Raw genomic sequence first — 24,012 nt, forward strand, 5'->3', positions numbered from 1 at the left:
GTGCACGGGCTCGGGAGCCCGGTCAGTCGAGTTCGTCGACGAGGGCGAACAGGTCCTCGTCCGAGGCGGATTCGAGATCGTCATCACCCAGCTCCTCCCGTGTGGTGCGGTCCGTCTTCTCGATGAGTTGCAGCAGTTGGCGCAGGCGGGTGCCGATCCGGTCCTGCGCGATGTCGTCGGGCGTCCCGTCGGACGCCGCCGACCGGATCAGCCCCTCGATCCGGTCCAGACCGGCGAGGGCTTCCTCGGCCGGACCGTCGTCCGCCACGACGAGTTGGTCGCGCAGATACGCGGCGATGGCGGTCGGGGTGGGGTGGTCGAAGACCAGGGTGGTGGGCAGGCGCAGTCCGGTGGCCTCGCCGAGCCGGTTGCGCAGTTCGACCGCGGTGAGCGAGTCGAAGCCCAGCTCCTGGAAGGCCCGGTCGGCGCCGATGGCACTCTGGTCGGCGTGGCCGAGCACGTCGGCCACCCGGGCCCGCACCAGATCGACGAGCAGCCGCACCCGCTCGGCCTCCGCGAGACCGGCGAGGCGTTGCGCCAGCGACGGCCCGGACTGCTCCCCGCCGCGTGCGGCGGTGCCGCGCGCCACGGGCCGGCGCACCAGGTCGCGGAAGAGGACGGGCGGCTCCTCGCCGCTCGACCGCAGCGCGTCCAGATCGAGGCCGCTGACGGCCAGTACCGCCCGGTCCGTGTACGGCGCTGCGTCGAACAGGTCCATCGCCTCGTCCGGCGCCAGCGCCTTCAGGCCGCTGCGGGCCAGCCGCTTGAGGTCGGCGTCGGACAGCGAGCCACCCATACCGCCGTGCTCACCGCTCCACAGGCCCCAGGCGAGGGAGGTGGCGGGCAGTCCGTGGGCGGTGCGGTGGTGGGCCAGGGCGTCCAGGAAGGTGTTGCCGGCCGCGTAGTTGGCCTGTCCTGCCGTGCCGAGGAGGCCTGCGATGGACGAGTAGAGGACGAAGGCGGACAGGTCGAGGTCGCGGGTGAGTTCGTGGAGGTTCCAGGCGGCGTCGACCTTGGGCCGCAGTACGGCCTGTAGGCGTTCGGTCGTCAGGCCGGTGAGGAGGCCGTCGTCCACGATGCCGGCGGTGTGGACGACCGCCGTGAGTGGGTGGTCGGCCGGGACGGATGCCAGGGCGGAGGCCAACGCCTCGCGGTCGGCGGCGTCGCAGGCTGCGAAGGTCGCGGTGACTCCCGACTCGGCGAGTTCGTCGCGCAGTTCGTTCGCGCCGGGTGCGTCGGCGCCGCGTCGGCTGAGCAGCAGCAGGTGCCGGACACCGTGCCGGTCCGCCAGTCGGCGGGCCAGGATCCGGCCCAGCGCACCGGTCGCACCGGTGATCAGTACGGTGCCCTCGTCCCAGCGCGGTGCATGCTGCCCGGTGTCCGTGGGCCCGGACGCAGCCCGGGCGAACCGCGGCACCAGGATCCGGCCCTTGCGCAGGGCAGCCTGCGGCTCGCTCGCCGCGGCCGCGATGACCAGCCCCGTGTCGGACTCGCTGTCCCCGTCGAGGTCGACGAGGCCGAAGCGGCCGGGGTTCTCGCTGTCCGCGGAGCGGAGCAGGCCCCACAGGGTGCTGTGGGCGAGGTCGGTGACGTCCTCCTGTCCTGCGGCGACGGCGCCGTGGGTGACGATGACGAGGCGGGACTGGGCGAACCGTTCGTCGGCCAGCCAGGCCTGGGCCAGTTCGAGGTGGTGCCGGGTGGTCTCGTGGATGCGGGCGGGCAGATCCGCGTCGCTCTCCCGGGGCGGTTCGGGAACGGTCAGCACCACGTCCGGTACCGCCGCCCCGCCCTCGACCGCCGCCACGAGCGCGGCGAGGTCCGCGTAGCGAGGCAGGGCGTCGAGCCCGCCGGCCGGTCCCTCGCCCAGCACCGCGCAGCTTGCGGCGTCCACGCCGCGCACCGTGCCGGCCTCGTTCCACCGCACCTCCAGCAGGCCCTCGCGGTGGGCGTCCGCAGCCGTCCGCAGCGCTTCCTCGGACAGCGGCCGCAGCGCCAGTTCGGCCACCGAGGCGACTGGCGCGCCCAGACCGTCGGCGACCGTCAGCGCGGCGGACTCCGTCCCGTTCAGGGACAGTCGGACCCGCAGCACGGTGGCGCCGGTGGCTCGCACGGTGACGCCGGACCAGGCGAAGGGCAGCACCGCGGGACGGTCGTCGCCGGTCACCCCGGGCAGCAGCGGGTGCAGTGCGGCGTCCAGGAGCGCCGGGTGCAGGACGAAACGTGCGGCGTCCGCGTGCCGGGACTCCGCGAGCGCCACCTCGGCGAAGAGTTCCGTGTCCGTGTGCCAGACCCGGCGCAGACCCTGGAAGGCGGGCCCGTACGCGTAACCGTGCTCGGCCAGCCGCTCGTACACGCCTTCCAGGTCGGCCTCCGTCGCCCCGGCGGGCGGCCAGGCGCCCAGGTCGGGCACCGCCTCCTCGGCGGACGCCGGAGCCACCCGGCCGGTCGCGTGCAGCAGCCACGGGGCGAGATCGTCCTCCCCCGCACGGGAGAAGACCTCCAGCGTGCGCCGCCCGGCGTCGTCCGCCTCGCCGAGCACCGCCTGGAGCCGTACTCCGCCCTGCTCGGGCAGCAGCAGCGGTGCGGCGAGGGTGAGGTCCTCGACCTCGGCGCAGCCGACCTGTTCCCCGGCGCGCAGCGCGAGGTCCGCGAAGGCGGTGCCCGGCAGCAGGGCCGCACCGTGCACGGCGTGGTCCCACAGCCACGGGTGGGTGTGACGGGACACCCTTCCGGTGAACAGGAAGGCGTCCCGCCCGGCCATCGCCACGGCCGCGCCCAGCAGCGGGTGCCCGGTCGGGCCGAGCCCCAGTCCGGCGGCGTCACCGGGCACCGACGGGGCCTCCAGCCAGTGCCGTTCGTGCTGGAAGGCGTACGTCGGCAGCGCCACCCGGCGGGCGCCGGGGAACAGCGCGGACCAGTCCAGCGCCGCGCCCCGCAGGCCGAGCACCGCCAGCGCGGCGCCGACGGTACGGGACTCGGACCGGCCGGAGCGCAGGACCGGCGCCAGTACCGCCGCCTCCTGCGTGAGGCAGTCCTGGGCCAGGGCCGTGAGCACACCGTCGGGGCCGACCTCCACGAAGTCGGTCACGCCCTCGGCCTCCAGGAAGCGGACCCCGTCCAGGAACCGGACGGCGGCGCGGATGTGCCCCGCCCAGTAGTCCGGCGACCGCAGCTGCTCGTCCGTGGCGAGTTCCCCGGTGACGTTGGAGACGACGGGGATCGCCGGGGAGTGGAAGGTGATGCCCGAGGCGACCGAGGCGAACTCCTCGACCACCTCGTCCATGTGGGGGGAGTGGAAGGCGTGGCTGACGGTCAGCCGCTTCGTCTTGCGGCCACGCTCCCGCCAGAGCGCGGCGATCCGTTCCACCGCGCTCTCGTCGCCGGAGACGACGACGGACCGGGGCCCGTTGATCCCGGCGACGGCGACCGCGCCACCGAACTCCTCGAGCGAGGGGAGGACTTCCTCCTCGCTCGCCTGCACCGCGGCCATCGCACCGCCCGTACGGGCGGCCTGCATGAGCCGGCCGCGGGCGGCCACCAGGGCACAGGCGTCCTCCAGGCCGAACACCCCCGCGACGTGCGCCGCGGTGACCTCGCCGATGGAGTGCCCGAGCAGGTAGTCGGGTGCCGCCCCGTGGTGGGCCAGCAGCCGGAACAGCGCCACCTCGACGGCGAACAGCGCGGCCTGGGTGAAGACGGTCCGGTCCAGCAGCTCCGCGTCCGCGGAGTCCGGCGCGGCGAACAACACGTCCTTGAGCGGCCGGGGCAGCTCGCGGTCGAGGTGCCCGCACACCGCGTCCAGCGCCTCGGCGAACACCGGGTGGGTCTCGTACAGTTCACGGCCCATGCCCAGGCGCTGACTGCCCTGCCCGGTGAACAGGAACGCGGTCCCGCCCCGCCGGGTCCCCGGGGCCCGCACCACCGAGGGCGCCGACTCGCCGCGCGCGAGCGCCTCCAGGCCGGCGCGCAGCTCCTCCCGGTCGCCGACGACGGCGGCCCGGTGCTCGTGCGGGGAACGCGTGGTCACCAGCGACAGACCCACGTCGGCGGAGCGCAGCCCGGGATTCTCGACGAGGTGCCGGTGCAGTCGCTCGGCCTGGGCGCGCAGCGCGCTCTCGCCGCGGCCGGAGACGATCAGGGGTACGACCTCGTCGCCCCCCGGGCCGGCCGCGGCGGGTTCCGCGTCGCCCGGCCCGGTGTCCTGCGGTGCCTGCTCCAGGATGACGTGCGCGTTGGTGCCGCTGATGCCGAACGACGACACACCGGCGCGGCGGGGCCGCTCCCCGTCCCGTGTCCACTCCCGCTCCTCGACGAGCAGCGCGACCGCCCCGGACTCCCAGTCCACGTGCGGCGAGGGTTCGTCGACGTGCAGCGTCCTCGGCAGCGTGCCGTGCCGCATGGCCTCGATCATCTTGATGACACCGCCGACACCGGCGGCGGCCTGCGCGTGGCCGATGTTCGACTTCAGCGAGCCCAGGTACAGGGGCCTGTCGCCGGGCCGGTCCTGGCCGTACGTCGCCAGCAGGGCCTGCGCCTCGATCGGGTCACCGAGGGTGGTACCGGTGCCGTGTGCCTCCACGGCGTCCACGTCGGAGGGGGCGAGCCCCGCGTTGGCGAGGGCCTGGCGGATCACCTGCTCCTGGGACGGGCCGTTGGGGGCGGTGAGGCCGTTGGAGGCGCCGTCCTGGTTGACCGCCGAGCCGCGCAGCACCGCGAGCACCTGGTGGCCGTTGCGCCGCGCGTCGGAGAGCCGCTCCACCAGGAGCAGTCCGACGCCCTCCGACCAGCCCGTGCCGGCCGCGCCGGCGGCGAACGAACGGCACCGGCCGTCCGGCGAGAGCCCCCGCTGGCGGGAGAACTCGATGAACGTGTTCGGCCCCGACATGACCGTGACGCCACCGGCCAGGGCCAGGTCGCACTCCCCCTGGCGCAGGGCGTTCGCCGCGAGGTGCAGCGCCACCAGCGACGACGAGCACGCGGTGTCGACGGTGAGCGCAGGCCCCTCCAGGCCGTACGTGTAGGCGAGGCGGCCGGAGACGACGCTGGACAGGTTGCCGGCGAGCAGGAAGCCCTCGAACTCCTCCGGCGTGGCCGCGAGCCGCGACGCGTAGTCGTCGTACATCACGCCCGTGAACACACCGGCGTTGCTGCCGCGCAGCGAGTCCGGGGTGATACCGGCGCTCTCGAAGGTCTCCCACGCGGTCTCCAGCAGCAGCCGCTGCTGCGGATCGGTCGCCGTCGCCTCACGCGGGGACATGCCGAAGAAGGCGGGGTCGAAGAGGTCCGCGTCGTGCAGGAACCCGCCGTGACGCACGTACGACGTACCGGGAACCTCCGGGTCGGGGTCGTACAGCGCCTCCAGGTCCCAGCCGCGGTTGACGGGGAACTCGCTGATCGCGTCGGTGCCGTCGGCCACGAGCCGCCACAGCTCCTCGGGCGAGCGCACACCACCCGGGAAGCGGCAGGCCATGCCGATGACGGCGATGGGCTCGTCGGCCGACCGTGCGGCGCGTACCGCGGCCGTCGCGGCCGGGCGGGTGCCCGAGATCCGGTCGTACAGGTACGTCGCGAGGGCGGTCGGCGAGGGGTGGTCGAACACCGCGGTGGCGGGCAGTCGCAGGCCGGTCGCGGTGCCGAGCCGGTTGCGCAGCTCCACTCCGGCCAGGGAGTCGAAGCCCGCCTCCTTGAACGCCCGGTCCGGATCGACGGCCTCGCTGTCCGCGTGCCCGAGCACGCCGGCCACCGTCGAGCGGACCAGCGCGAGGACGGCGGTGCGCCGCTCCTTGTCGCCGAGCTCGGCGGTCCGCCGGACCCAGGACGACGCGTCGGCACCCGCGCCGCCGGTCGCCGCGGCCGTACGCGGACGGGGCTTGACCAGGCCGCGCAGCAGCGCGGGCGGCAGGGAACCGGTGGCGCGCAGCCGCGCCAGGTCGAACGCCGCGGGGACGGCGAGGACGTCCGTGCCCGCGAGGGCGGCGTCGAACAGCTCCAGCCCCTGCTCCGGAGCCAGCGGCGAGATGCCCGCCCGGGTCCAGCGCGCGAGGTCGGCGTCGCCCAGCGTGCCGCCCATGCCGTGCTCCCCGCCCCACAGGCCCCAGGCCATCGAGGTGGCGGGCAGCTCCAGGGCGCGCCGCCGGGCGGCGAGCGCGTCCAGATAGACGTTGGCGGCGGCGTAGTTGGCCTGTCCCGCGGTGCCGGTGACACCGGAGACGGAGGAGAAGAGGACGAACGCGGCGAGGTCCTTGTCCAGCGTCAGCTCGTGCAGGTTCCACGCGGCGTCGACCTTGGGCCGCAGCACGGCGTCGAGCTGCTCCTCGGTGAGCGACTCCACGGTGGCGTCGTCGAGGACGCCCGCGGTGTGCACCACCGCGACCAGCGGACGTTCGGCCGGGACGCAGCCCAGCACGTCGGCGAGCGCCGCGCGGTCGGCAGCGTCCGCGGCCACGACGGTCACCTGGGCGCCCAGCTCGACGAGTTCGGCGCACAGGGCTTCGACGCCCGGCGTGTCCGGGCCGCGCCGGCTGGTCAGCAGCAGATGCCGCACCCCGTGCCGGGCCACCAGATGGCGGGCCAGCAGCCCGCCGAGGCCACCGGTGCCGCCGGTGACCAGCACCGTGCCGTCCGGGTCGAGGGCGCGCCGCGGTGCCGCGTCCGTACGCGTCGCCCGCGCCAGCCGAGGCACGTGCAGCGCCCCGTCGCGGACGGCCACCTGCGGCTCCCCGGCGGCGAGGGCGGCGGGCAGCAGCGGCTCGCCCGAGTCGTCGAGGTCGACGAGGACCACCCGGTCGGGGTGCTCGGACTGCAGGGACCGGACCAGGCCCCACACCGGCGCGGCGTCCAGGTCCTCGACCCGCTCGCCGGGGCGTACCGCGACGGCGCCGTGCGTCACGAACACCAGCCGGGTGTCGGCGTACCGGGGGTCCGACAGCCAGCCGCGGGCGATGCGCAGAGCCCGCCGCGCGGCCTCGTGCGCGGCCTCGGCGCTGTGGCCGCCGCCCGCCGCGGGCGCGAACCTGACGACGACGGCGTCGGCGCCCGCGGGGTCGGGCAGTTCGTCACCGGCCGCTTCGACCGGACTCGGCCCGGTTTCGGCGGGGGTGCCGACGACGGGCCACTCGACCGTGAACAGCGCGTCGCCGACGGAGTCCCCGGCGGGGACGAGCCGGTCCCTGGGGACGGGCCGCAGCGACAGCCGTTCGACCGTGGCGACGGGCGCCCCCGTGCCGTCGGCGAGCGTCAGCGTGTAACCGTCGGGTCCGGCCGGAGCGATACGGGCCCGCAGCTCGGTCGCGCCCACGGCGTGCACGGTCGTCCCGTCCCAGGCGAAGGGCAGGCGGATCTCCCGCGCGTCGCCGGCGCCGCGGGCCGCGTCGAGCACCAGCGGGTGCAGCGCCGCGTCCAGCAGCGCGGGGTGGATCGCGAACCGGCCGGCGAAGTCGCGCTGCTCGTCGGGCAGGCGCAGCTCCGCGTAGATCTCGTCGCCCCGGCGCCACAGGCCCCGCAGCCCCTGGAAAGCGGGGCCGTACGCGTAGCCCAGGTGCGCCAGCCGCTCGTACACGTCCGTCAGGGGCTCGGCGACGGCGTCCGCCGGCGGCCAGGCGGCCAGATCCTCGGGGGCGGGCGCGGACGCCGGTTCGGCCAGGGTGCCGGACGCGTGCCGGGTCCACGGGGCCGGCTCGTCGTCGCCCTCCGCACGGGAGTGCACGGCGAACGCCCGCAGGCCCGAGGCGTCGGGAGCGCCCAGGGTGACCTGGACCCGGGTGCCCCGGCGCTCGCCCAGGAACAGCGGGGTCTCCAGGGCCAGTTCCTCGACCCGCCCGAACCCCACCTCCTGGCCGGCGGCCACGGCCAGTTCGAGGAAGGCGGTGGCGGGCACCAGGACACTGCCGCCGACGGCGTGGTCGGCCAGCCACGGGTGCCGCCCTGGGGAGAGCACGCCGGTGAGGATCCGCTCGTCCCGGTCGGCGAGTTCGACCGACGTGGCGAGCAACGGGTGCTCGGAGACCGTCAGGCCGAGCCCGCGCCCGTCGGTGCGCTCCTCGGGCACGAACCAGTAGCGCTCGTGCTGGAAGGCGTACGTGGGCAGGGCGGTCCGCGAGGCGCCGGGGAAGAACGACGCGATGTCCGCCGCGGCTCCCGCCACATGGGCCTGGGCGATCCCCGAGGTGAGGACCTCCGCCTCGGGACGCCCGGAACGCAGCAGCGGGACGGCCGTGGCGCGCTCCGTGGTGAAGGAGGCCTGCGCCATCGCGGTGAGCACGGCGTCGGGCCCGACCTCGACGAACGTGGTGACCCCCTCGGCCTCCAGTGTGCGGACCGCGTCGAGGAAGCGCACGGTGCCGCGGATCTGGCCCGCCCAGTAGGCGGGGGACCGCAGCTCGTCGTCGGAGGCGAGGGCGCCGGTCACGGTCGAGACGATCGGGATCGCGGGCGACCGGAACTCCAGCTCGGAGGCGACCGCGCGGAACTCCTCGAGGACACCGTCCATGTGCGGTGAGTGGAAGGCGTGGCTGACGCGCAGCCGGCGCGTCCTGCGCCCCTGCTCCCGCCAGTGGGCCGCGACCTGCTCCGCGGCCTCCGCGTCGCCGGACACCACGACCGCGGCGGGTCCGTTGACCGCCGCGACGGCGAGGGCGCCGCCGTGAGCGGCCGACGTCCGGGCCACCTCGGCCTCGTCGGCCTGCACCGCGATCATGGCACCGCCGGGCCGCGCGGACTGCATCAGCCGGCCCCGCGCGGCGACGAGCGCGGCGGCGTCGGGCAGGGACAGCACACCGGCCACGTGCGCGGCGGCCAGCTCGCCGACCGAGTGGCCCGCCAGCCGGTCGGGGACGAACCCGTGGTGCTCCAGCAGCCGGAACAGCGCCACCTCGACGGCGAACAGGGCGGGCTGCGTGTACGACGTCAGGTGCAGCAGCTCGGCGTCCTCCGAGCCGTCCGCGGCGAACATCACCTGCAGCACAGGACGCTCCAGATGCCCGTCCAGGGCGGCGGCCACCTCGTCCAGGGCCCGCGCGAACACCGGATGGGAGGCGTACAACTCCCTTCCCATGCCGGGGTACTGGGCGCCCTGACCGGTGAACAGGAAGGCCGTCCGGCCGGCCCGCCCGGCGTCGCCGCGCACCACGTTGGGTGCCTGCTCGCCACGGGCCAGCGCGTCGAGGCCCGCCAGGAACCCGGCGGTGTCCGTGCCCGTCACCGCCGCACGCCGGTCGAAGACGGTACGGGCGGCCAGTGAGCGGCCGACGTCGGAGACCGGCAGCCCCGGGTGGCCGGCGACGTGGTCGCGCAGCCGGGCGGCCTGCGCGCGCAGCGCCGTGTCGTCGTGGGCGGAGATCACCCACGGCACCGTCGTCGTCGGCGCGGCCGTGACGGCGGGTACCGGAACCTCCGCCTCCGCGGCCTGTTCGAGCACGACGTGCGCGTTGGTACCGCTGATCCCGAACGACGAGACCGCGGCCCGGCGGGGCCGGCCGGTACGCGGCCACTCCCGCTCCTCGGCGAGCAGCTCCACCGCCCCGGAGGACCAGTCGACGTGCGGCGTGGGCTCGTCCACGTGCAGCGTCCTGGGCAGGACTCCGTGCCGCATCGCCTGGACCATCTTGACGATGCCGCCGACGCCCGCCGCGGCCTGCGTGTGGCCGATGTTGGACTTGAGCGAGCCGAGGTACAGCGGCTGCGGACCGCCACGGTCTCGCCCGTACGTGGCGAGCAGCGCCTCGGCCTCGATGGGGTCGCCGAGCCGGGTGCCGGTGCCGTGGGCCTCCACCGCGTCCACGGCGTCGGCGCGCAGCCCCGCGTCCTCGAGGGCCTCGCGGATCACCCGCTGCTGGGACAGCCCGCTCGGCGCGGTCAGCCCGTTGGAGGCACCGTCCTGGTTGACGGCGGTGCCGCGGATGACCGCGAGCACCTCGTGGCCGTTGCGGCGCGCGTCCGACAGCCGCTCGACGAGCAGCAGGCCGACGCCCTCGGCCCACGACGTGCCGTCGGCCGACGCGGCGAAGGACTTGCTCCGGCCGTCCGGGGCCAGCCCGTGCTGCCGGGAGAACTCGACGAACATGCCGGGGGTCGACATCACGGTGACACCGCCCGCCAGGGCCAGGTTGGTCTCGCCCGAGCGCAGCGACCGTACGGCCATGTGCAGGGCCACCAGGGACGAGGAGCACGCCGTGTCGACGGTCACCGCCGGGCCGATCAGCCCCAGTTGGTAGGCGACCCGGCCGGACATCACGCTCGCGGTGGTGCCGGTCAGGACGTGCCCCTGGACGTTCGCCGGCGCGGAGTGCATGCGCGGGCCGTACTCGAGGGCCGTTCCGCCGACGAACACGCCGGTACGGCTGCCCTGCAAGGAGGTCGGGTCGATGCCCGCCCCCTCGACGGCCTCCCAGGCGGTCTCCAGCAGCAGCCGCTGCTGCGGGTCCATGGCCAGGGCCTCGCGCGGCGCGATGCCGAAGAAGCCCGCGTCGAAGCCGCCGGCGTCGCGCAGGAAGCCGCCCGCGTCGACCGCGCTCCGGCCCGGCTCGCGCAGCTCGGGGTCGAACAGGTCCTCGGCCCAGCCGCGGTCCTCGGGGAAGCCCGAGATCGCGTCGCCCGCCTCGGACACGAGCTTCCACAGGGCCTCGGGGGAGTCGACGCCACCGGGGTAGCGGCAGGCCATGCCCACGATGGCGATCGGCTCCCCGGCCGTCGCCGGTGCCGAACGCTCGTCGCCGGTCTCGCCCGCGCCGGTCAGCTCCGCCAGCAGGTGCCCGGCCAGCGCGGCCGGTGTCGGGTGGGCGAACAGCAGACCGCTGGGCAGCGTCAGACCGGTGGCCGCGGCGAGGGCGTTACGCAGTTCCACGGCCATCAGCGAGTCGAAGCCGAGGTCCTTGAACGCGGCCCGCAGGCCGACGTCGTCCTGCGGCCCGTACTCCAGGACGGCCGCCGTGTGCGCCGAGACCAGCTCGGTCACCGTGCGCAGCCGCTCGGCCGCCGGCAGGGCGGCGATCCGTTCACCGAGCCCGCCGGCCGGGACGACGGGACGCCGCGCAGGGGGTTTTGGGGCGGATGAGGCGGGGGCCGCCGCGCCCGAACGGGCCTGTGCGGCCCGCCGGGTGCCGTCGATCCAGTACGTCTCCCGCTGGAAGGCGTACGTGGGCAGATCGGTGCGGCGGGCGCCGGTGCCCGCGTACGCCGACGCCCAGTCCACCTCCGTACCGCGTACGAAGACCGAGGCGAGCGCGGTCAGCAGTGACTGCGGCTCGGACCGGCCGCCGCGCAGCGCCGGGACCGCCGCGACCGCCTCCGGGTCGAGCACGGACTCGGCGGCCATGGCCGCGCAGACCCCGTCCGGCCCCAGCTCCAGGAACGTGCCCACGCCCGCTGCCTCGAGGGCGCGCACCGCCTCCATGAACCGGACCGGACGGCGAACCTGGTCCACCCAGTACTCGGGCGAGCACCACTGACCGCCCTGTGCGACCCGGCCGGTCACGGTGGACACCACCGGGACGCGCGGGACCTCGAACGCGAGCGTCTCCACCACCCGGCGGAAGTCGTCCAGCATCGGCTCCATGAGCGGCGAGTGGAACGCGTGACTGACCGTCAGCCGCTTGGTGCGCCATCCCCGTTCGGACGCCTGCCCGGCCACCGCCAGCACGGCGTCCTCGGCTCCCGAGACCACGGTCGCCCGCGGACCGTTGACCGCGCCGATCCCGGCACGGTCCGCGTACGGAGCCAGCAGCTCCAGCACGTCGGCCTCCGAGGCCTGGACGGCGACCATGGCGCCGCCTTCCGCAAGCGCCTCCATCAGCCGGCCCCTGGCCGCGACCAGGCGCGCCGCGTCCTGCGCCGACAGGGTCCCGGCCACATGGGCCGCGGCCACCTCGCCGACCGAGTGCCCGGCCACGAAGTCCGGGCGCACACCCCAGGACTCCACCAGCCGGTACAGCGCCACCTCCAGCGCGAACAGCGCGGGCTGGGTCCACCCGGTGCGGTCCAGGCCGTCGCCGGAGCGGATCACCTCGGCCAGCGGGCGCTCCAGCAGCGGGTCCAGCAGGGCGCACATGTCGTCGAAGGCGCGCGCGAAGACGGGGAAGGCCTCGTACAGTTCCCGGCCCATGCCGGCCCGCTGCGAGCCCTGTCCCGTGAACAGCACACCGAGCCCGCCCGGCTGGACCGAGCCGGTGACGACACCGGGGGCGGGCATCCCGTCCGCCAGGGCCTGCAGCCCGGCCCGCAACTCCCCGTCACCGCCGAGCAGGACGGCCCGGTGCGGGAACATGGTCCGGGACGACAGCAGGGACCAGCCCACGTCGGCGGAGGTCGGCGAGCCGTCGGAGGTGGCGGTCGGCGAGCCGTCGGACAGGAACGTGTCCAGTCGCCCGGCCTGGGCGCGCAGCGCCTGCGGGCCGCGTCCCGAGAGCACCCACGGCAGTACACCGGGGGCGGCCGAGGTGCCCGACGGGGCGGCGGTCGCCTCCCGCCCCTCCGCGGTGCGGGGAGCCTCCGACAGCACGACGTGGCAGTTGGTGCCACCCATGCCGAAGGAGCTCACGCCCGCCACCAGCTCCCGGTCCTCGTGGGGCCAGGGCGTCAGCTCCCGCTGGACGGACAGACCCAGCTCGCCCAGCGGAATACGGGGGTTGGGGGTCTCGAAGTTCAGGCTGGCCGGCAGGGCCCGGTGACGCAGGCTCAGCAGCACCTTGAGCATGCCGACGATGCCCGCCGCGCCCTCCAGGTGCCCGACGTTGGTCTTCGCCGAGCCGACCAGCAACGCGTCCTGCGCGCCGCGCCCGGCGCCGAGCGCCGCTCCGAGCGCAGCGGCCTCGATGGGGTCGCCGACCGGAGTGCCGGTCCCGTGCAGCTCCACGTACTGCGTCGTCGACGGGTCGACCGACGCCTTGCGGTAGGCGGACCGCAGCACGTGTTCCTGCGCGTCCTGGCTGGGGACGGTCAGACCGGCGGTCGAGCCGTCGTTGTTCACCGCGCTGCCGCGGATCACGCCGTGTACGCGGTCGCCGTCGGCGAGGGCCGCGGCCAGCGGCTTGAGGATCAGCACACCGCCGCCCTCACCCGGCACGAAGCCGTTCGCCCGGGCGTCGAACGTGTAGCTGAGGCCGTCGGGCGACAGACCGCCGAAGCGCTCCTCGGTGACCGCGTTCTCGGCGAGGACGTTCAGGTTCACACCGGCGGCGACGGCCATCGAGGACTCACCCGACCGCAGGCTCTCGCAGGCGAGGTGGACGGCGACGAGGGAGGACGACTGGGCGGAGTCCACGGTCAGGCTCGGCCCGTGCAGACCCAGGTAGTACGAGACACGGTTGGCGATGACGCCCCGGTTCACCCCGGCCATCGTGTGCTGGGTGATCGCGTCCGTACCGTGCTGGTAGACCAGGTTCGTGTAGTCGTCCCGCAAGGTCCCCACGAAGACCGCCGTACGGCTGCCGCGCAGCGTCGCCGGCACGATCCCCGCGTCCTCCAGCGCCTCCCAGGCGAGCTCCAGTACGAGCCGCTGCTGGGGGTCCATGGAGACCGCCTCGCGGGGCGAGATGCCGAAGAAGGCCGCGTCGAAGTCGCCGACCCCGTCGATGAATCCGCCGCGCGACGGCAGTCGGGGCGCGTCGGTCGCGGCCTCTGCCGAGTGCGCGTCCCAGCGGCCGGCCGGCACGTCCGTGACGGCGCTGCGGCCCTCACGGAGCAGTTCCCAGAATTCCTCGGGAGTCGCGGCCATCGGCAGTCGGCACGACATTCCGACGACCGCTACCGCCCCGTCGTTCTCCGCGTAGGAATCCGCCGCCACCGGCCGGTGCTCACTCGCCATCTGCTTGTCCGCCCTTTCGTCGCCGCCGGACCCGCGGCGTGGTCCAGACGCGTGCGCTTGTTCAACACGCGCCTGGAAACGTGGAATTGGTGACCGTGTCAACGAACGTAGCAACAGGCCGAATACCGGCGATCAGTGAGCGGTAACGTGCCGATAACCCGGCACGTGAGGCGGCCTTGTGGACGCTTTGTTACCCACGGATGGAAGGCCCCGGCTACGTTGGTCGCGGATTTGCTCGGCCACCTGCCGAGATGTCCTGGAAAACCACAGCAGGCCTGTGCCGTAGGAGGTTTCAGTCATGGCAGGGAAGACCGATGCCGTCGTGCACGCGGGCGGTGTGGAAGAGCATCTCGCCTTCTACGTCCGCACCTTCAACTCGGGTGACGCCGACGCCATCAACCAGCTCTACACCGAGGAAGCGGTGTCCGTGTGGGAGCCCGGAAAGCCGCTGCAGGGGGAGGAGCGCAGGACGAATCTCGCGGAATTCCTCAAGCTGCACCCCCGGTTGAGCGCGAAAATCCGTGAGTCGCACGTCACGGGCGACACCGCTCTGCTGTCCGTCGACTGGAACATGGAGATCGACGGCGAGGAAGGAAAGCGGGAGTCCTTCGGCGGACTCGCCACCGACGTTCTGCGTCGCGGTGCCGACGGTAATTGGCGCTATGCCATCGACGATCCGTACGGCGATCCGCGGAACGATATTGCCGAGTGACTCGGTGGTGAAAGCGACCGATTCCCCGCCCTCGTCACCGCGGCCCTCGTCAACACCACGGGCGTCGCCCCCGGCCACGGGTGGGCCCCGGCAGAGAGGGACGGCGGAACGGCGGTGGTGGCAGCGCCCCTGGATCGGACCGCTCGCGTTGGTCTGCGTGGTCTTCCTCGTACTGTCGCTGCCGCGCTACCTGACCTTCGACCCCCGCCGGTCCCGCGTCCCACAGCCGGAGAACTTCACGTTCCACTACCCCCTGCTGGTGGCGCACATCCTGTTCGGGTCGGTGGCCATCGTCACCTGCTGCCTCCAGATCTGGCCCTGGCTCCGGCAGGCCCACCCCGCGGTCCACCGCGTCAGCGGGCGGCTGTACGTCTTCGCCGGGGTCCTCCCGGCCGGCGTACTGGGGCTCGTCCTCGGCGCCACCAGTCCGAGCGGCCTGACCATGCGCATGAGCAGCCTCATGCTGTCGTCGCTGTGGCTGATCACCGCGATCGCGGGTTATCGCACCGCCAGACAGCGCAGATGGGGTGACCACCGCCGGTGGATGGTCCGCAGCTTCGCGCTGACCATGGCGATCGTACTCAGCCGCGTCTACCTGCTGCTGCTCATGGCCACCGTCCTGCCGGAACCCGCCTCGGCCGATCCGGCCGTGATGGACGCCTGGAACGACGCCCTGATCGGCAACGCCGACTGGCCCGCGTGGATCACCACCCTCCTGATCGCCGAGTGGTGGCTCACCGAGCGAGGCGCCGGCGCCAAGCACAAGGCACGGGCCGCCCGGCGCAGGACCGCGGCCGCCGCGTCCCACCGTGACAACGACCAGACCCCCACCCCCGCCCCGGAGAGAGGGAGCCCGTCATGAGCACCGAGACCGACCTGTACAACCTGGAACTCACGGCCGACCCCGACCAGCAGAACGAGGTCTTCCTCCTGGCCTTCAATTCCTACGACGGAGCAGTCTTCGACCGGCTGTACCGCGACGACGCGATCTCGAACCTGTCGGGCTCGCCCCTGACCGGTGCGGCGCGCAAGGCGAAGATCACGGAGATGCTCGCGCTGAAGCCGTCGCTCAAGGCGACCCTGCGCCACTCGTACACGGCCGGGGACGTCCAGCTCATCGTCGTGGACTACCAGTTGGAGGTGCCGACGCCGGACGGCGGCCGCGAGGAACTCCGCGGCACCTGCACCGACGTCCTGCGGCGCGGCGAGGACGGCAAGTGGCTCATGGCCATCGACCGGCCCATCCCGCTGGAGCAGCCGACCGCGGCCGCCTAGCCCCTGAGCCGATCACGGCCCCCGACCGAGCGGTCCCCACCGCCCGGCCGGGGGCCGTCGTCGTATCCGCGCGCCCTACGAGAGCGGGCGCACCCACCGTACGGCCGCGGGACCGGCCGCACGGGGCCTACCGCGCACCCCGCGGCTTCCGGACCCCGCAGCCCAACTGCCCCTGACAGGCACCCACATGGGCTGCGGCACGAGGAGGGCCCCACGGAGCCCGCCCCACCTCGCCCACGGCACCGGAACCTGTGGGGCCGCCCTTGGAGCTTGCCGTAGGGGGCGCCCTGCACCGGTACGAGTCGGGCACGGACATCGGCACCCAACGCCCACGGCTCGGTCATCCGAGTCGGCACATGTGGCCCCGGACCAGGGCCACATTCTCACCCGAGCCCGGCACGCCACCCACCGATTCACCGCGGGCGCGTGCGCGTGCGCGAACCCCCACCACACACGTGCGGGGCGGCCCGGTCGAATCGATCGACCGGGCCGCCCCGCGAACTTCCTCGCGCCGAGCCTCAGCGCCCTTCCCCGGCGGTCGCCGGTTCCGCCGGCGCCGGGATCGCGCCGGTCTCGTCGGCGTCGGGGGCCTCCTCGTCGCCGCCCGCCGGGACGTGCCGCAGCAGCACCATCGCGGCGATGGCCACCACCGCGACGATCGCCCCCGCGAGACCGCTCGCGAGGTTCAGGCCGTTGGTGAACGCCTCCCGGGCCTGGTCCAGGAGCTCGGGGCTCACCGAGCCGGACACGGCGTCGGCGCCCGCGAGGGTGTCGCGCACCGTGCTCTCGACCGACGCCGGGAGGTCCTGCGGCAGGGCACCGCCGATCTCGTCCCGGTACACGGCGGTCACGACACTGCCCAGCCCGGCGATGCCCAGCCCGATGCCGAACTCCATGGCCGTCTCCGACATCGCCGCGGCCGAACCGGCCTTCTCCGGCGGCGCCGAGCCGACGACCAGGTCCGTGCCGAGCACCATCATCGGGCTGATGCCGGTGTAGATGAGCACGAAGCCGGTCACCAGCAGCGGCAGCCCGTCGACGCTGTCGACCATGGCGATCAGGGCGTACCCCAGCACCGAGAGGAACAGCGCACCGCCGACGACGAACCCGGGTCGCACCTTGGCGGCGATCGCCGGCGTCAGCGACGACGCCACGATCAGCGCGCCGGCCGCGGGCAGCAGCCACAGGCCCGCCTTGATCGGCGACTGGCCCGCCACCAGCTGGAGGTACTGCGTGATGAACAGGTACAGCCCGCCCATGAGGCCGAGGCCGAGCAGCAGCACCAGCAGCGCCGCGGTGAACGCCCGGTTCTTGAACAGCCGCAGGTCCAGCAGCGGGTCGGCCAGCTTGCGCTGACGCTGCACGAAGACCACGCCGAAGACCACACCGACCAGGAGAGTGCCGATCGCGACGCCGTCGACCCCGTGCTCGGCCAGGCGCTTGATGCCGTAGATCACCGGCAGCACCGTGACCAGGGACAGCGCCACGCTGGCCAGGTCGATGCGGCCCGCGTCGGTGTCCTTGTACTCGGGGAGCAGCAGCGGCGTCGCCACCAGGAGCACCACCATCACCGGCACGGCGAGCAGGAACACCGAACCCCACCAGAACCACTCCAGCAGCGCACCGCCCAGCACCGGACCGACGGCGATACCGACCGAGAAGCAGGTCACCCACACACTGATGGCGACGCCGCGCTGACGGGGGTCCTGGAACATGTTGCTGATCAGCGCCAGCGTCGACGGCATCAGCGTGGCACCGGTGATACCGAGCAGCGCGCGGGCCGCGATCAGCATCTCCGGGCTGGTGGCCGTCGCGGCGAGGACCGAGGCGAGACCGAAGCCGAGCGCGCCGATCATCAGCAGCTTGCGCCGGCCGATCCGGTCACCGAGCGTGCCCGCGGTCACCAGGAAACCGGCGATCATGAAGCCGTAGATGTCGACGGTCCACAGCAGTTCGGTGCTGCTCGGCTTGAGGTCCGCGCTGATGTGCGGGACCGCGAGGTTCAGCACGGTCGCGTCGAGGGCCAGCAGGATCGTGGGGAGCGTGAGCACGAAGAGCCCGAGCCACTCCCGTGGGCCGGCCCTGAGGTCCGCGGAGGCCTGGGTATCTGTCGTCATGGGGGAACCCTCCATGGTTCGTGGGTCGTTGCGCCCCGGTGGTCCGGGGCAGGGGACGGGGGCGGGGCACCGGCTGGGCGCCCCGGGGGTCAGGACTCGTACGGACGGCTGTCGCGGGCGTCGTGCAGGACGCGCGCCCACCAGGTGAGCTGGTCGAGCGTCGTCTTGACGGCGGCCGTGAAATGCGTGGACGTCTTGGGCCAGTGGCCGTCGGCGTCGAACTCGTCCCAGTAGTTGGGGATGCTGATGCCGTCGCGGATCGCGACCGCGTGGACCTCGGTGAAGGCGCTGCGCAGTTGCTCGGTGGCGTGCAGCCCGCCGGACGGACCGCCGTAGGACAGGAACGCGACCGGCTTGGCCTTCCACTCGTCCAGGTACCAGTCGATGGCGGTCTTGAGCGGTGCCGGGAAGCTGCGGTTGTACTCCGGGGTCACGACGACGAAGGCGTCGGCGGCCGCGAGCCGAGGAGCCAGCTCCGCCACGGGACGGGGCAGCTCCTCGCACTCGTCACCGAGCGTGTCGGGCAGGTTCGTGTCGGCCAGGTCGATCAGGTCGACGTCGAAGTCCCTGCGCCGGCGGGCGTGCCCGGTGAACCACCGGGCCGCGGTGGGACCGAAGCGACCCCGGCGCGTACTGCCGATGATGATCGCCAACCGCAGAGGGCTGTTGTCGGACATCGGATGCTCCTGCGCCGGGTCGGCGGTGCCGACGGTGGTGGACGTGTTCCAGCCTGCGGCGGGGCGCTCACGGCCCGCTCACGGTCCGCTCACGGTCGACTCCCGGCACGTCACGGGGCTGCGTTAACGTGACGCCCATGCGATTCGGAGTGCTGGGGCCACTGGCCGTGTGGCGGGCGGACGGCGGCCTCGTCACCGTCCCCGGGCTCAAGACCCGAGCGCTGCTGGCCGCTCTGCTGTCGCACGAGGGCCGCCCCGTGTCCGCGGACCGGCTCGTCGACGAGCTGTGGGACGAGCGGGAGCTCCCGGGCAACCCCTCCGCCGCCCTCCAGACCAAGGTCTGGCAGCTGCGGAAGGTGTTCGAGGACGCGGAGGCGGGCGGCCGCGAGCTGCTGACCCTGCGCGACGACGGCTATCTGCTGCGTACGGAACCCGAGAGCGTCGACATGGACCGGTTCGCGGCCCTGACCGCCCGCGCCCGGGCCGCCGACGACCCCGGCACCCGCGCGGCACTCCTCTCCGACGGCCTCGCGCTGTGGCGGGGCGAGGCGTTCTCCGGCTTCGAGGACGCCGCGTTCGCCCGCCCCCTCGTCACCCGCCTCGAAGAGGCCCGCCTCGCCGCCCTCGAAGCCCTCGCCGAGGCCCGGATCGAACTGGGCGAACACCTCGACGTGGCGGGAGAACTGCACGAACTCGTCGTACGCCACCCGCTGCGCGAGCGGTTGCGCGCCCTGCAGATGCGCGCGCTCTACGCGGCCGGCCGGGTGAGCGAGGCCCTGGCCTGCTACCAGGAGCTACGCACCCGGCTCGCCGACGAACTGGGCCTGGACCCCAGCCCCGAACTCACCGCCCTGCACCAGGCGATGCTGGAGCGGGACGCGGAGCTGGAGGCTCCCTCCACGGCCGTGGCGGCCCCCCGGCGACGCGCCGCCACGAACCTGCCCGCTCCACTGACCGAGCTCGTCGGCCGTGAGGGCGCGGTGGCCGAGGTGAAGGGCCTGTTCGCCACCGCGCGGCACGTGACGCTCACCGGCTCCGGCGGTGTCGGCAAGACCAGGCTCGCACTGGAGACGGCGGCCCGGCTGGCCGACGACTTCCCCGACGGTGCCTGGCTGGTCGAGCTCGCCGCGCTCGGCCGTACCGCCGGCGCGAACGCGGTGGACCCGGTGGCGGAGGCCGTGATGACGGCACTCGGCATCCGGGAGGAGCCGGGGCCGGCCTCTCGCGGTGCGAACGGACCTTCCTCACCCGCCGAGAGCCTGGCCGAGGCGCTCGCCGGCAAACGGCTGCTGCTGCTCCTCGACAACTGCGAGCACATCGTCGACGCGGTCGCCGAACTCGCGGCGCTGCTGCTGAAGCGGTCCCCCGAGCTGCGGATCCTGGCCACCAGCCAGGAACCGTTCGGGGTCCTCGGCGAGGTGGTGTGGGCCGTGCCCCCGCTGGAGGTGCCCGACCCCGCGCGCGAGGCGGGCCTCGACGAGGTGGCCCGTTCCAGCGCCGTCGAGCTGTTCGTCGCCCGGGCCGCCGCCACGGCACCCGGCTTCACGCTCGACGACGGCAACGCCCGGGACGTGTCGGTGATCTGCCGTCGACTCGACGGGATCCCCCTGGCCCTCGAACTGGCCGCCACCCGGGTACGGGCCCTCGGGGTGCGAGGGCTGATCACCCGCCTCGACGACCGCTTCCGGCTCCTCGCCACCGGATACCGGGGTGCCCCGCCCCGCCAGCAGACGCTCCGGGCGATGATCGACTGGAGCTGGGACCTGCTGACCGGCCCCGAGCGCGCCGTACTGCGCCGCCTCGCCGTCCACGCCGAAGGGTGCACCCTGGTGGCGGCGGAGGCCGTCTGCGCCGGGGCAGAGGTGCACCCCGACGACGTACTCGACCTGCTCGCCCGCCTGGTAGCCCGCTCACTGGTCGTCATGACCGACAGCGGTGACGAGCCCCGCTACCGGCTGCTCGAATCCGTCGCGGACTACGGTCTGGCCCGCCTGGACGAGGCGGGTGAGAGCGAGGACGCACTGCGGCGCCACCGCCGGTACTACATCGAACTGGCCGAACGCGCGGCGCCGTTGATGCGGGGTCCCGAGCAGGGCCGATGGCTGCGCCTGCTGGACGCGGAGGCCGCCAACGTCCGCCGGGTGCTCGACCACGCCATCCAGCAGGGCGCCGTCGAGGACGTCCTCAGGCTCGTCAACGCGCTGGTCTGGTACTGGTTCCTGCGCGGCCGGCTCCGCGAGGCGGGCCGCTCGCTGGAGGCGGCGCTCGCGGCGACGGAGCGGACCGAGGCCACCCGCGCCTCGCGGGCCGTGGCCTCCCTGCGGGCGCGGGCCCGGGCGTGGCGAGCGGGGTTCGCCGTGCTCGTCGGCGACGGCAGCGAGCGGACGCAGTACAGCCGGGTCGCGGATGAGCTGTTCCGGGAGCTGACGGACCCTCGGGAGCGGGCCGGAGCACAGTGGTTCCTCGGCTTCGCCCTGTTCGGCGTCGGCGACCAGGCCGCCAGCGAGGAACTCATCGACCAGGCACTCGAAGGGTTCCAGGCCCTCGGCGACACCTGGGGCACCGCCGCCGCGCTGAGCGTACGGGCCAACCAGGCGCATGTGCGGGGCGACCTGGAGCGGCTCGCGCGCGACGGGCGGCGCAGCGCGGAACTCTTCGCCGAACTCGCCGACGGCTGGGGCCGGTTGCAGACCATCGAACCGCTCGCATCGCTGGCCGAGATGGCCGGCGACTACGAACGCGCGGCGCGCCTCCACCAGGACGGGCTGCGCATGGCCGAGGACCTCGGGTTGTGGCCGGAGGCCGCGGACCGGCTGACCAGCCTGGGCAGCACTGCCATGCTCACCGGCGACCACGCCAGGGCACGGGAGTTCCACCAGCGGGCGCTTCGCCTGGCCGCCGAGCACAACTTCAAGCCGGGGGAGATCCACGCCGAGGTCGGGCTCGGCCTCGGCGCCCGCCGCGAAGGACGGCTCGACGCCGCCGAGGCCCACATGCGCCATGTGCTGCGCTGGCAGACCAAGATGTCCTTCGAGCCCGGCCGCGCGCTCGTCCTGGCCGAACTAGGCTTCGCCGCCGAGCAGCGGGGCGACGCGGACCAGGCCCTCAGCCTGCACCAGCAGGGCTGGACCTCGGCCCGCAACACCGGAGACGCCCGGGCCATGGCACTGGCCCTGGAGGGCCTGGCAGGCGCCCACGCCCTCGCCGGACGCCACGCGTACGCCGCCCTGCTGCTCGGCGCGGCCCATGCGGCCAGGGACTCCGTGGGCATGCCGCTTCCCCCGGCCGAACGGGGCGATGTCGACCGGATCACGGCGGCGGTTCGGGAGCACCTGGACGAGGAGGCCTATCTGGCCGCGTACCGGCGTGGTACCGGTCTGACGCCCGAGGAGGGGTTGTCGGCGGAGGCGGAGCCCTGGTGACCGGCCGGGGGCATGGCGCCGGCTCTGTGAGGCCGTGCGGGTGTCCACGGCCTCTGGCCGGGGTTGCACGCGTACGCCGCCCTGCTGCTTGACGCGGCCCATGTGGCCACTCCGTACCGGCGCGGTACCGGGCTGACGCCCGAAGAGGGGTTGTCCGCGGAACCCCGGTGACCTGCCGGGCGGGCCCACCGCCCGCAGACTGCTCAGTGACCGGCCGATGAGAGGCCGACCCTAGCCTCACAGAGGCACCGGGACCTCCCCCTCGCACGCGCTTACCGCCGCCGCGGCAGGGTCCCGCGCGCCCAGGTCCATTGACGCACCATCGGAAAAGGAAACTGGGGACGAAATGACTGAAGCCGCCGCGCCCGTGCTCGCCGACGCCAACGTGCGACAGATGCTCTCTCCGTTCGGGCTCGACATCGAGTACACCCGAGCCGAGGGCAACGCTCTCCACTACACCGACGAAGAGGGCCGCGAGCACCGGGTCGTGGACTTCGCCTGCGGCTTCGGGTCCCTGATGCTCGGCCACAACAACTCCGAGATCGCCGAGCGTGCCAAGGAGATCCTGGACGCCAAGGTGCCGGTGCACACCCAGCTGGCACAGCACTCGCACACCAACGACCTCGCCCGCGCGCTGAACGAGATCATCGCGCGCGAACTGCACACCGACGAGCCTTACTACGCCCTCTTCGGCAACTCCGGCGCGGAGGCCGTCGAAATCGCGATCAAGCACGCGGAGTTCGACCGGCTGCAGCGGGCGCGGGAGCTCCTCGACGGCGTCGAGGACAACATCGCGGCCGTCCGCGACGCCGTGAGCGACGGGGGCGCGCAGGTGTCGCCCGAGGCCTACGCCCTGGCCGGTGTCGCGGGAAGCGCCGGCCTCGAGGACCTGGTCGCCGAGGTCCGGCGGCACAACGAGGCGGCGGCGGCCACCCCGCCGCTCTTCCTCACCATCGAGGGGTCCTTCCACGGGAAGCTGGCGAGCAGCATCCAGCTCACCTACAACGAGATGTTCCGCCTGCCGTTCAAGTCGCTGTCCGCGCAGGCGCGGTTCGTCCCCGCCGACCAGCCCGACGCTCTCGCCAAGATCGTCAGCGACGAGCGCGTCGCGGTGCTCGACCTCGTCGTAGAGGACGGCGTGGTCCGCGTCGTCGAGCGCGACTTCCCCGTCTTCGGTGCCTTCTTCCTGGAGCCCATCCGGGGCGAGGCGGGAATCCGTCCGCTCAGCGAGGAGTTCGCGCGGACCATCCAGCAGGTGTGCGCCGAGCTGGGCTGCCCGGTCGTCTCCGACGAGATCCAGTGCGGCACAGGCCGCTCCGGTGCCTTCTTCGCCGCGTCGCACATCGGGCTGGTCGGCGACTACATCATCCTCGCCAAGAGCCTGGCCGGCGGCATCGCCAAGACCGGCGTCGTGCTCGTCCGGGAGGGCCGCTACCGCAACGACTTCGAGCTCATCCACAGCTCGACCTTCGGCAAGGACAGCTTCTCCTCCCTGATCGCCCTCAAGGTGATCGAGATGCTGGAGGCGGACGGCGGGGCGGCGTACCGCGCCGCCGAGGAGCGCGGCGCCAAGCTGAAGACCATGCTCGAAGCGGTCCGCGCCGACTTCCCCGACGTCGTCAAGGACGTGCGCGGCCGGGGCCTGATGCTGGGGCTGGAGTTCCACGACCAGTCGGAGGCCGCCTCCGAGATCATTCGCGAGCAGACCCAGCACGGCTACATCGGGTTCGCCGTGGCCGGCTACCTCCTGCGCAAGCACGGCATCCGTACCTTCACCACCGCGAGCGCCCTGCACACGTTCCGGTTCGAGCCGTCCATCTACCTCGGCGACGAGGACATCGCCCAGCTGGAGACGGCCCTGCGCGCCGTGTGCGGCGTCCTGCGGCGCCAGGACGAGAAGGGGTTCGCCGTCGTCTGACGGGCGGAGCGACACCTCCAGGGCCGGCACGGGCCGGCGAGCCGAGCGAGTGGGGCACGGCCGACCGGGGACGGACGGCCGTGCCCCACTTCC

General features: G+C 73.8%; 8 protein-coding genes. 5 read left to right on the forward strand and 3 right to left on the reverse strand.

The features are described 5' to 3' along the window. Positions 1–22: 22 nt before the first annotated feature. Positions 23–13,798, reverse strand: coding sequence for a type I polyketide synthase (locus tag EJ357_RS35170; RefSeq protein WP_126395712.1), 13,776 nt, complete (start codon positions 13,796–13,798; stop codon positions 23–25). Positions 13,799–14,096: 298 nt separating this feature from the next. Between EJ357_RS35170 and EJ357_RS35175 the strand changes: the two genes are divergently transcribed. The 3 genes from EJ357_RS35175 to EJ357_RS35185 all read left to right on the forward strand — a co-directional run bounded on the left by EJ357_RS35175 (position 14,097) and on the right by EJ357_RS35185 (position 15,785). Continuing rightward, positions 14,097–14,510 carry a YybH family protein gene (locus EJ357_RS35175; protein ID WP_126395713.1) on the forward strand — a complete coding sequence of 138 codons (414 nt, stop codon included), beginning with the start codon at positions 14,097–14,099 and terminating at the stop codon, positions 14,508–14,510. Positions 14,511–14,667: 157 nt separating this feature from the next. Further along, entirely contained in the window at positions 14,668–15,372 is a 705-nt protein-coding gene (locus EJ357_RS35180; protein WP_175647626.1) for a DUF2306 domain-containing protein, read from the forward strand. Continuing rightward, positions 15,369–15,785 (forward strand): YybH family protein, encoded by a 417-nt coding sequence (locus tag EJ357_RS35185; protein WP_126395715.1) that lies wholly within the window; start codon positions 15,369–15,371, stop codon positions 15,783–15,785. The genes EJ357_RS35180 and EJ357_RS35185 overlap by 4 nt, the downstream gene beginning before the upstream one ends. Positions 15,786–16,303: 518 nt before the next feature. On the opposite strand, the gene EJ357_RS35190 is transcribed toward EJ357_RS35185, so the two are convergent. Then, entirely contained in the window at positions 16,304–17,902 is a 1,599-nt protein-coding gene (locus EJ357_RS35190; protein WP_126395716.1) for an MFS transporter, read from the reverse strand. Between the two features lie 89 nt (positions 17,903–17,991). Further along, positions 17,992–18,579, reverse strand: a complete 588-nt coding sequence (locus EJ357_RS35195; protein ID WP_126395717.1) for an NADPH-dependent FMN reductase — start codon at positions 18,577–18,579, stop codon at positions 17,992–17,994. A 137-nt stretch (positions 18,580–18,716) separates the two neighbouring features. Between EJ357_RS35195 and EJ357_RS35200 the strand changes: the two genes are divergently transcribed. Together EJ357_RS35200 and EJ357_RS35205 are read left to right on the forward strand one after the other, a co-directional pair. Next, on the forward strand, positions 18,717–22,001 hold the full coding sequence (locus EJ357_RS35200; RefSeq protein WP_126395718.1) for a BTAD domain-containing putative transcriptional regulator: 3,285 nt from the start codon (positions 18,717–18,719) through the stop codon (positions 21,999–22,001). A gap of 346 nt (positions 22,002–22,347) precedes the next feature. After that, positions 22,348–23,919, forward strand: a complete 1,572-nt coding sequence (locus EJ357_RS35205) for an aspartate aminotransferase family protein (RefSeq protein ID WP_126395719.1) — start codon at positions 22,348–22,350, stop codon at positions 23,917–23,919. Positions 23,920–24,012 lie beyond the last annotated feature (93 nt).

It is taken from the genome of Streptomyces cyaneochromogenes, from assembly GCF_003963535.1.
Taxonomy (GTDB): domain Bacteria; phylum Actinomycetota; class Actinomycetes; order Streptomycetales; family Streptomycetaceae; genus Streptomyces; species Streptomyces shaanxiensis.

Bases quoted from the DNA above. Each gene is read 5' to 3' on its own strand.
- EJ357_RS35170 (WP_126395712.1), bottom strand. From the start codon at position 13,798: ATGGCGAGTGAGCACCGGCCGGTGGCGGCGGATTCCTACGCGGAGAAC.
- EJ357_RS35200 (WP_126395718.1), top strand. From the start codon at position 18,717: ATGCGATTCGGAGTGCTGGGGCCACTGGCCGTGTGGCGGGCGGACGGC.
- EJ357_RS35175 (WP_126395713.1), top strand. From the start codon at position 14,097: ATGGCAGGGAAGACCGATGCCGTCGTGCACGCGGGCGGTGTGGAAGAG.
- EJ357_RS35190 (WP_126395716.1), bottom strand. From the start codon at position 17,902: ATGACGACAGATACCCAGGCCTCCGCGGACCTCAGGGCCGGCCCACGG.
- EJ357_RS35195 (WP_126395717.1), bottom strand. From the start codon at position 18,579: ATGTCCGACAACAGCCCTCTGCGGTTGGCGATCATCATCGGCAGTACG.
- EJ357_RS35185 (WP_126395715.1), top strand. From the start codon at position 15,369: ATGAGCACCGAGACCGACCTGTACAACCTGGAACTCACGGCCGACCCC.
- EJ357_RS35205 (WP_126395719.1), top strand. From the start codon at position 22,348: ATGACTGAAGCCGCCGCGCCCGTGCTCGCCGACGCCAACGTGCGACAG.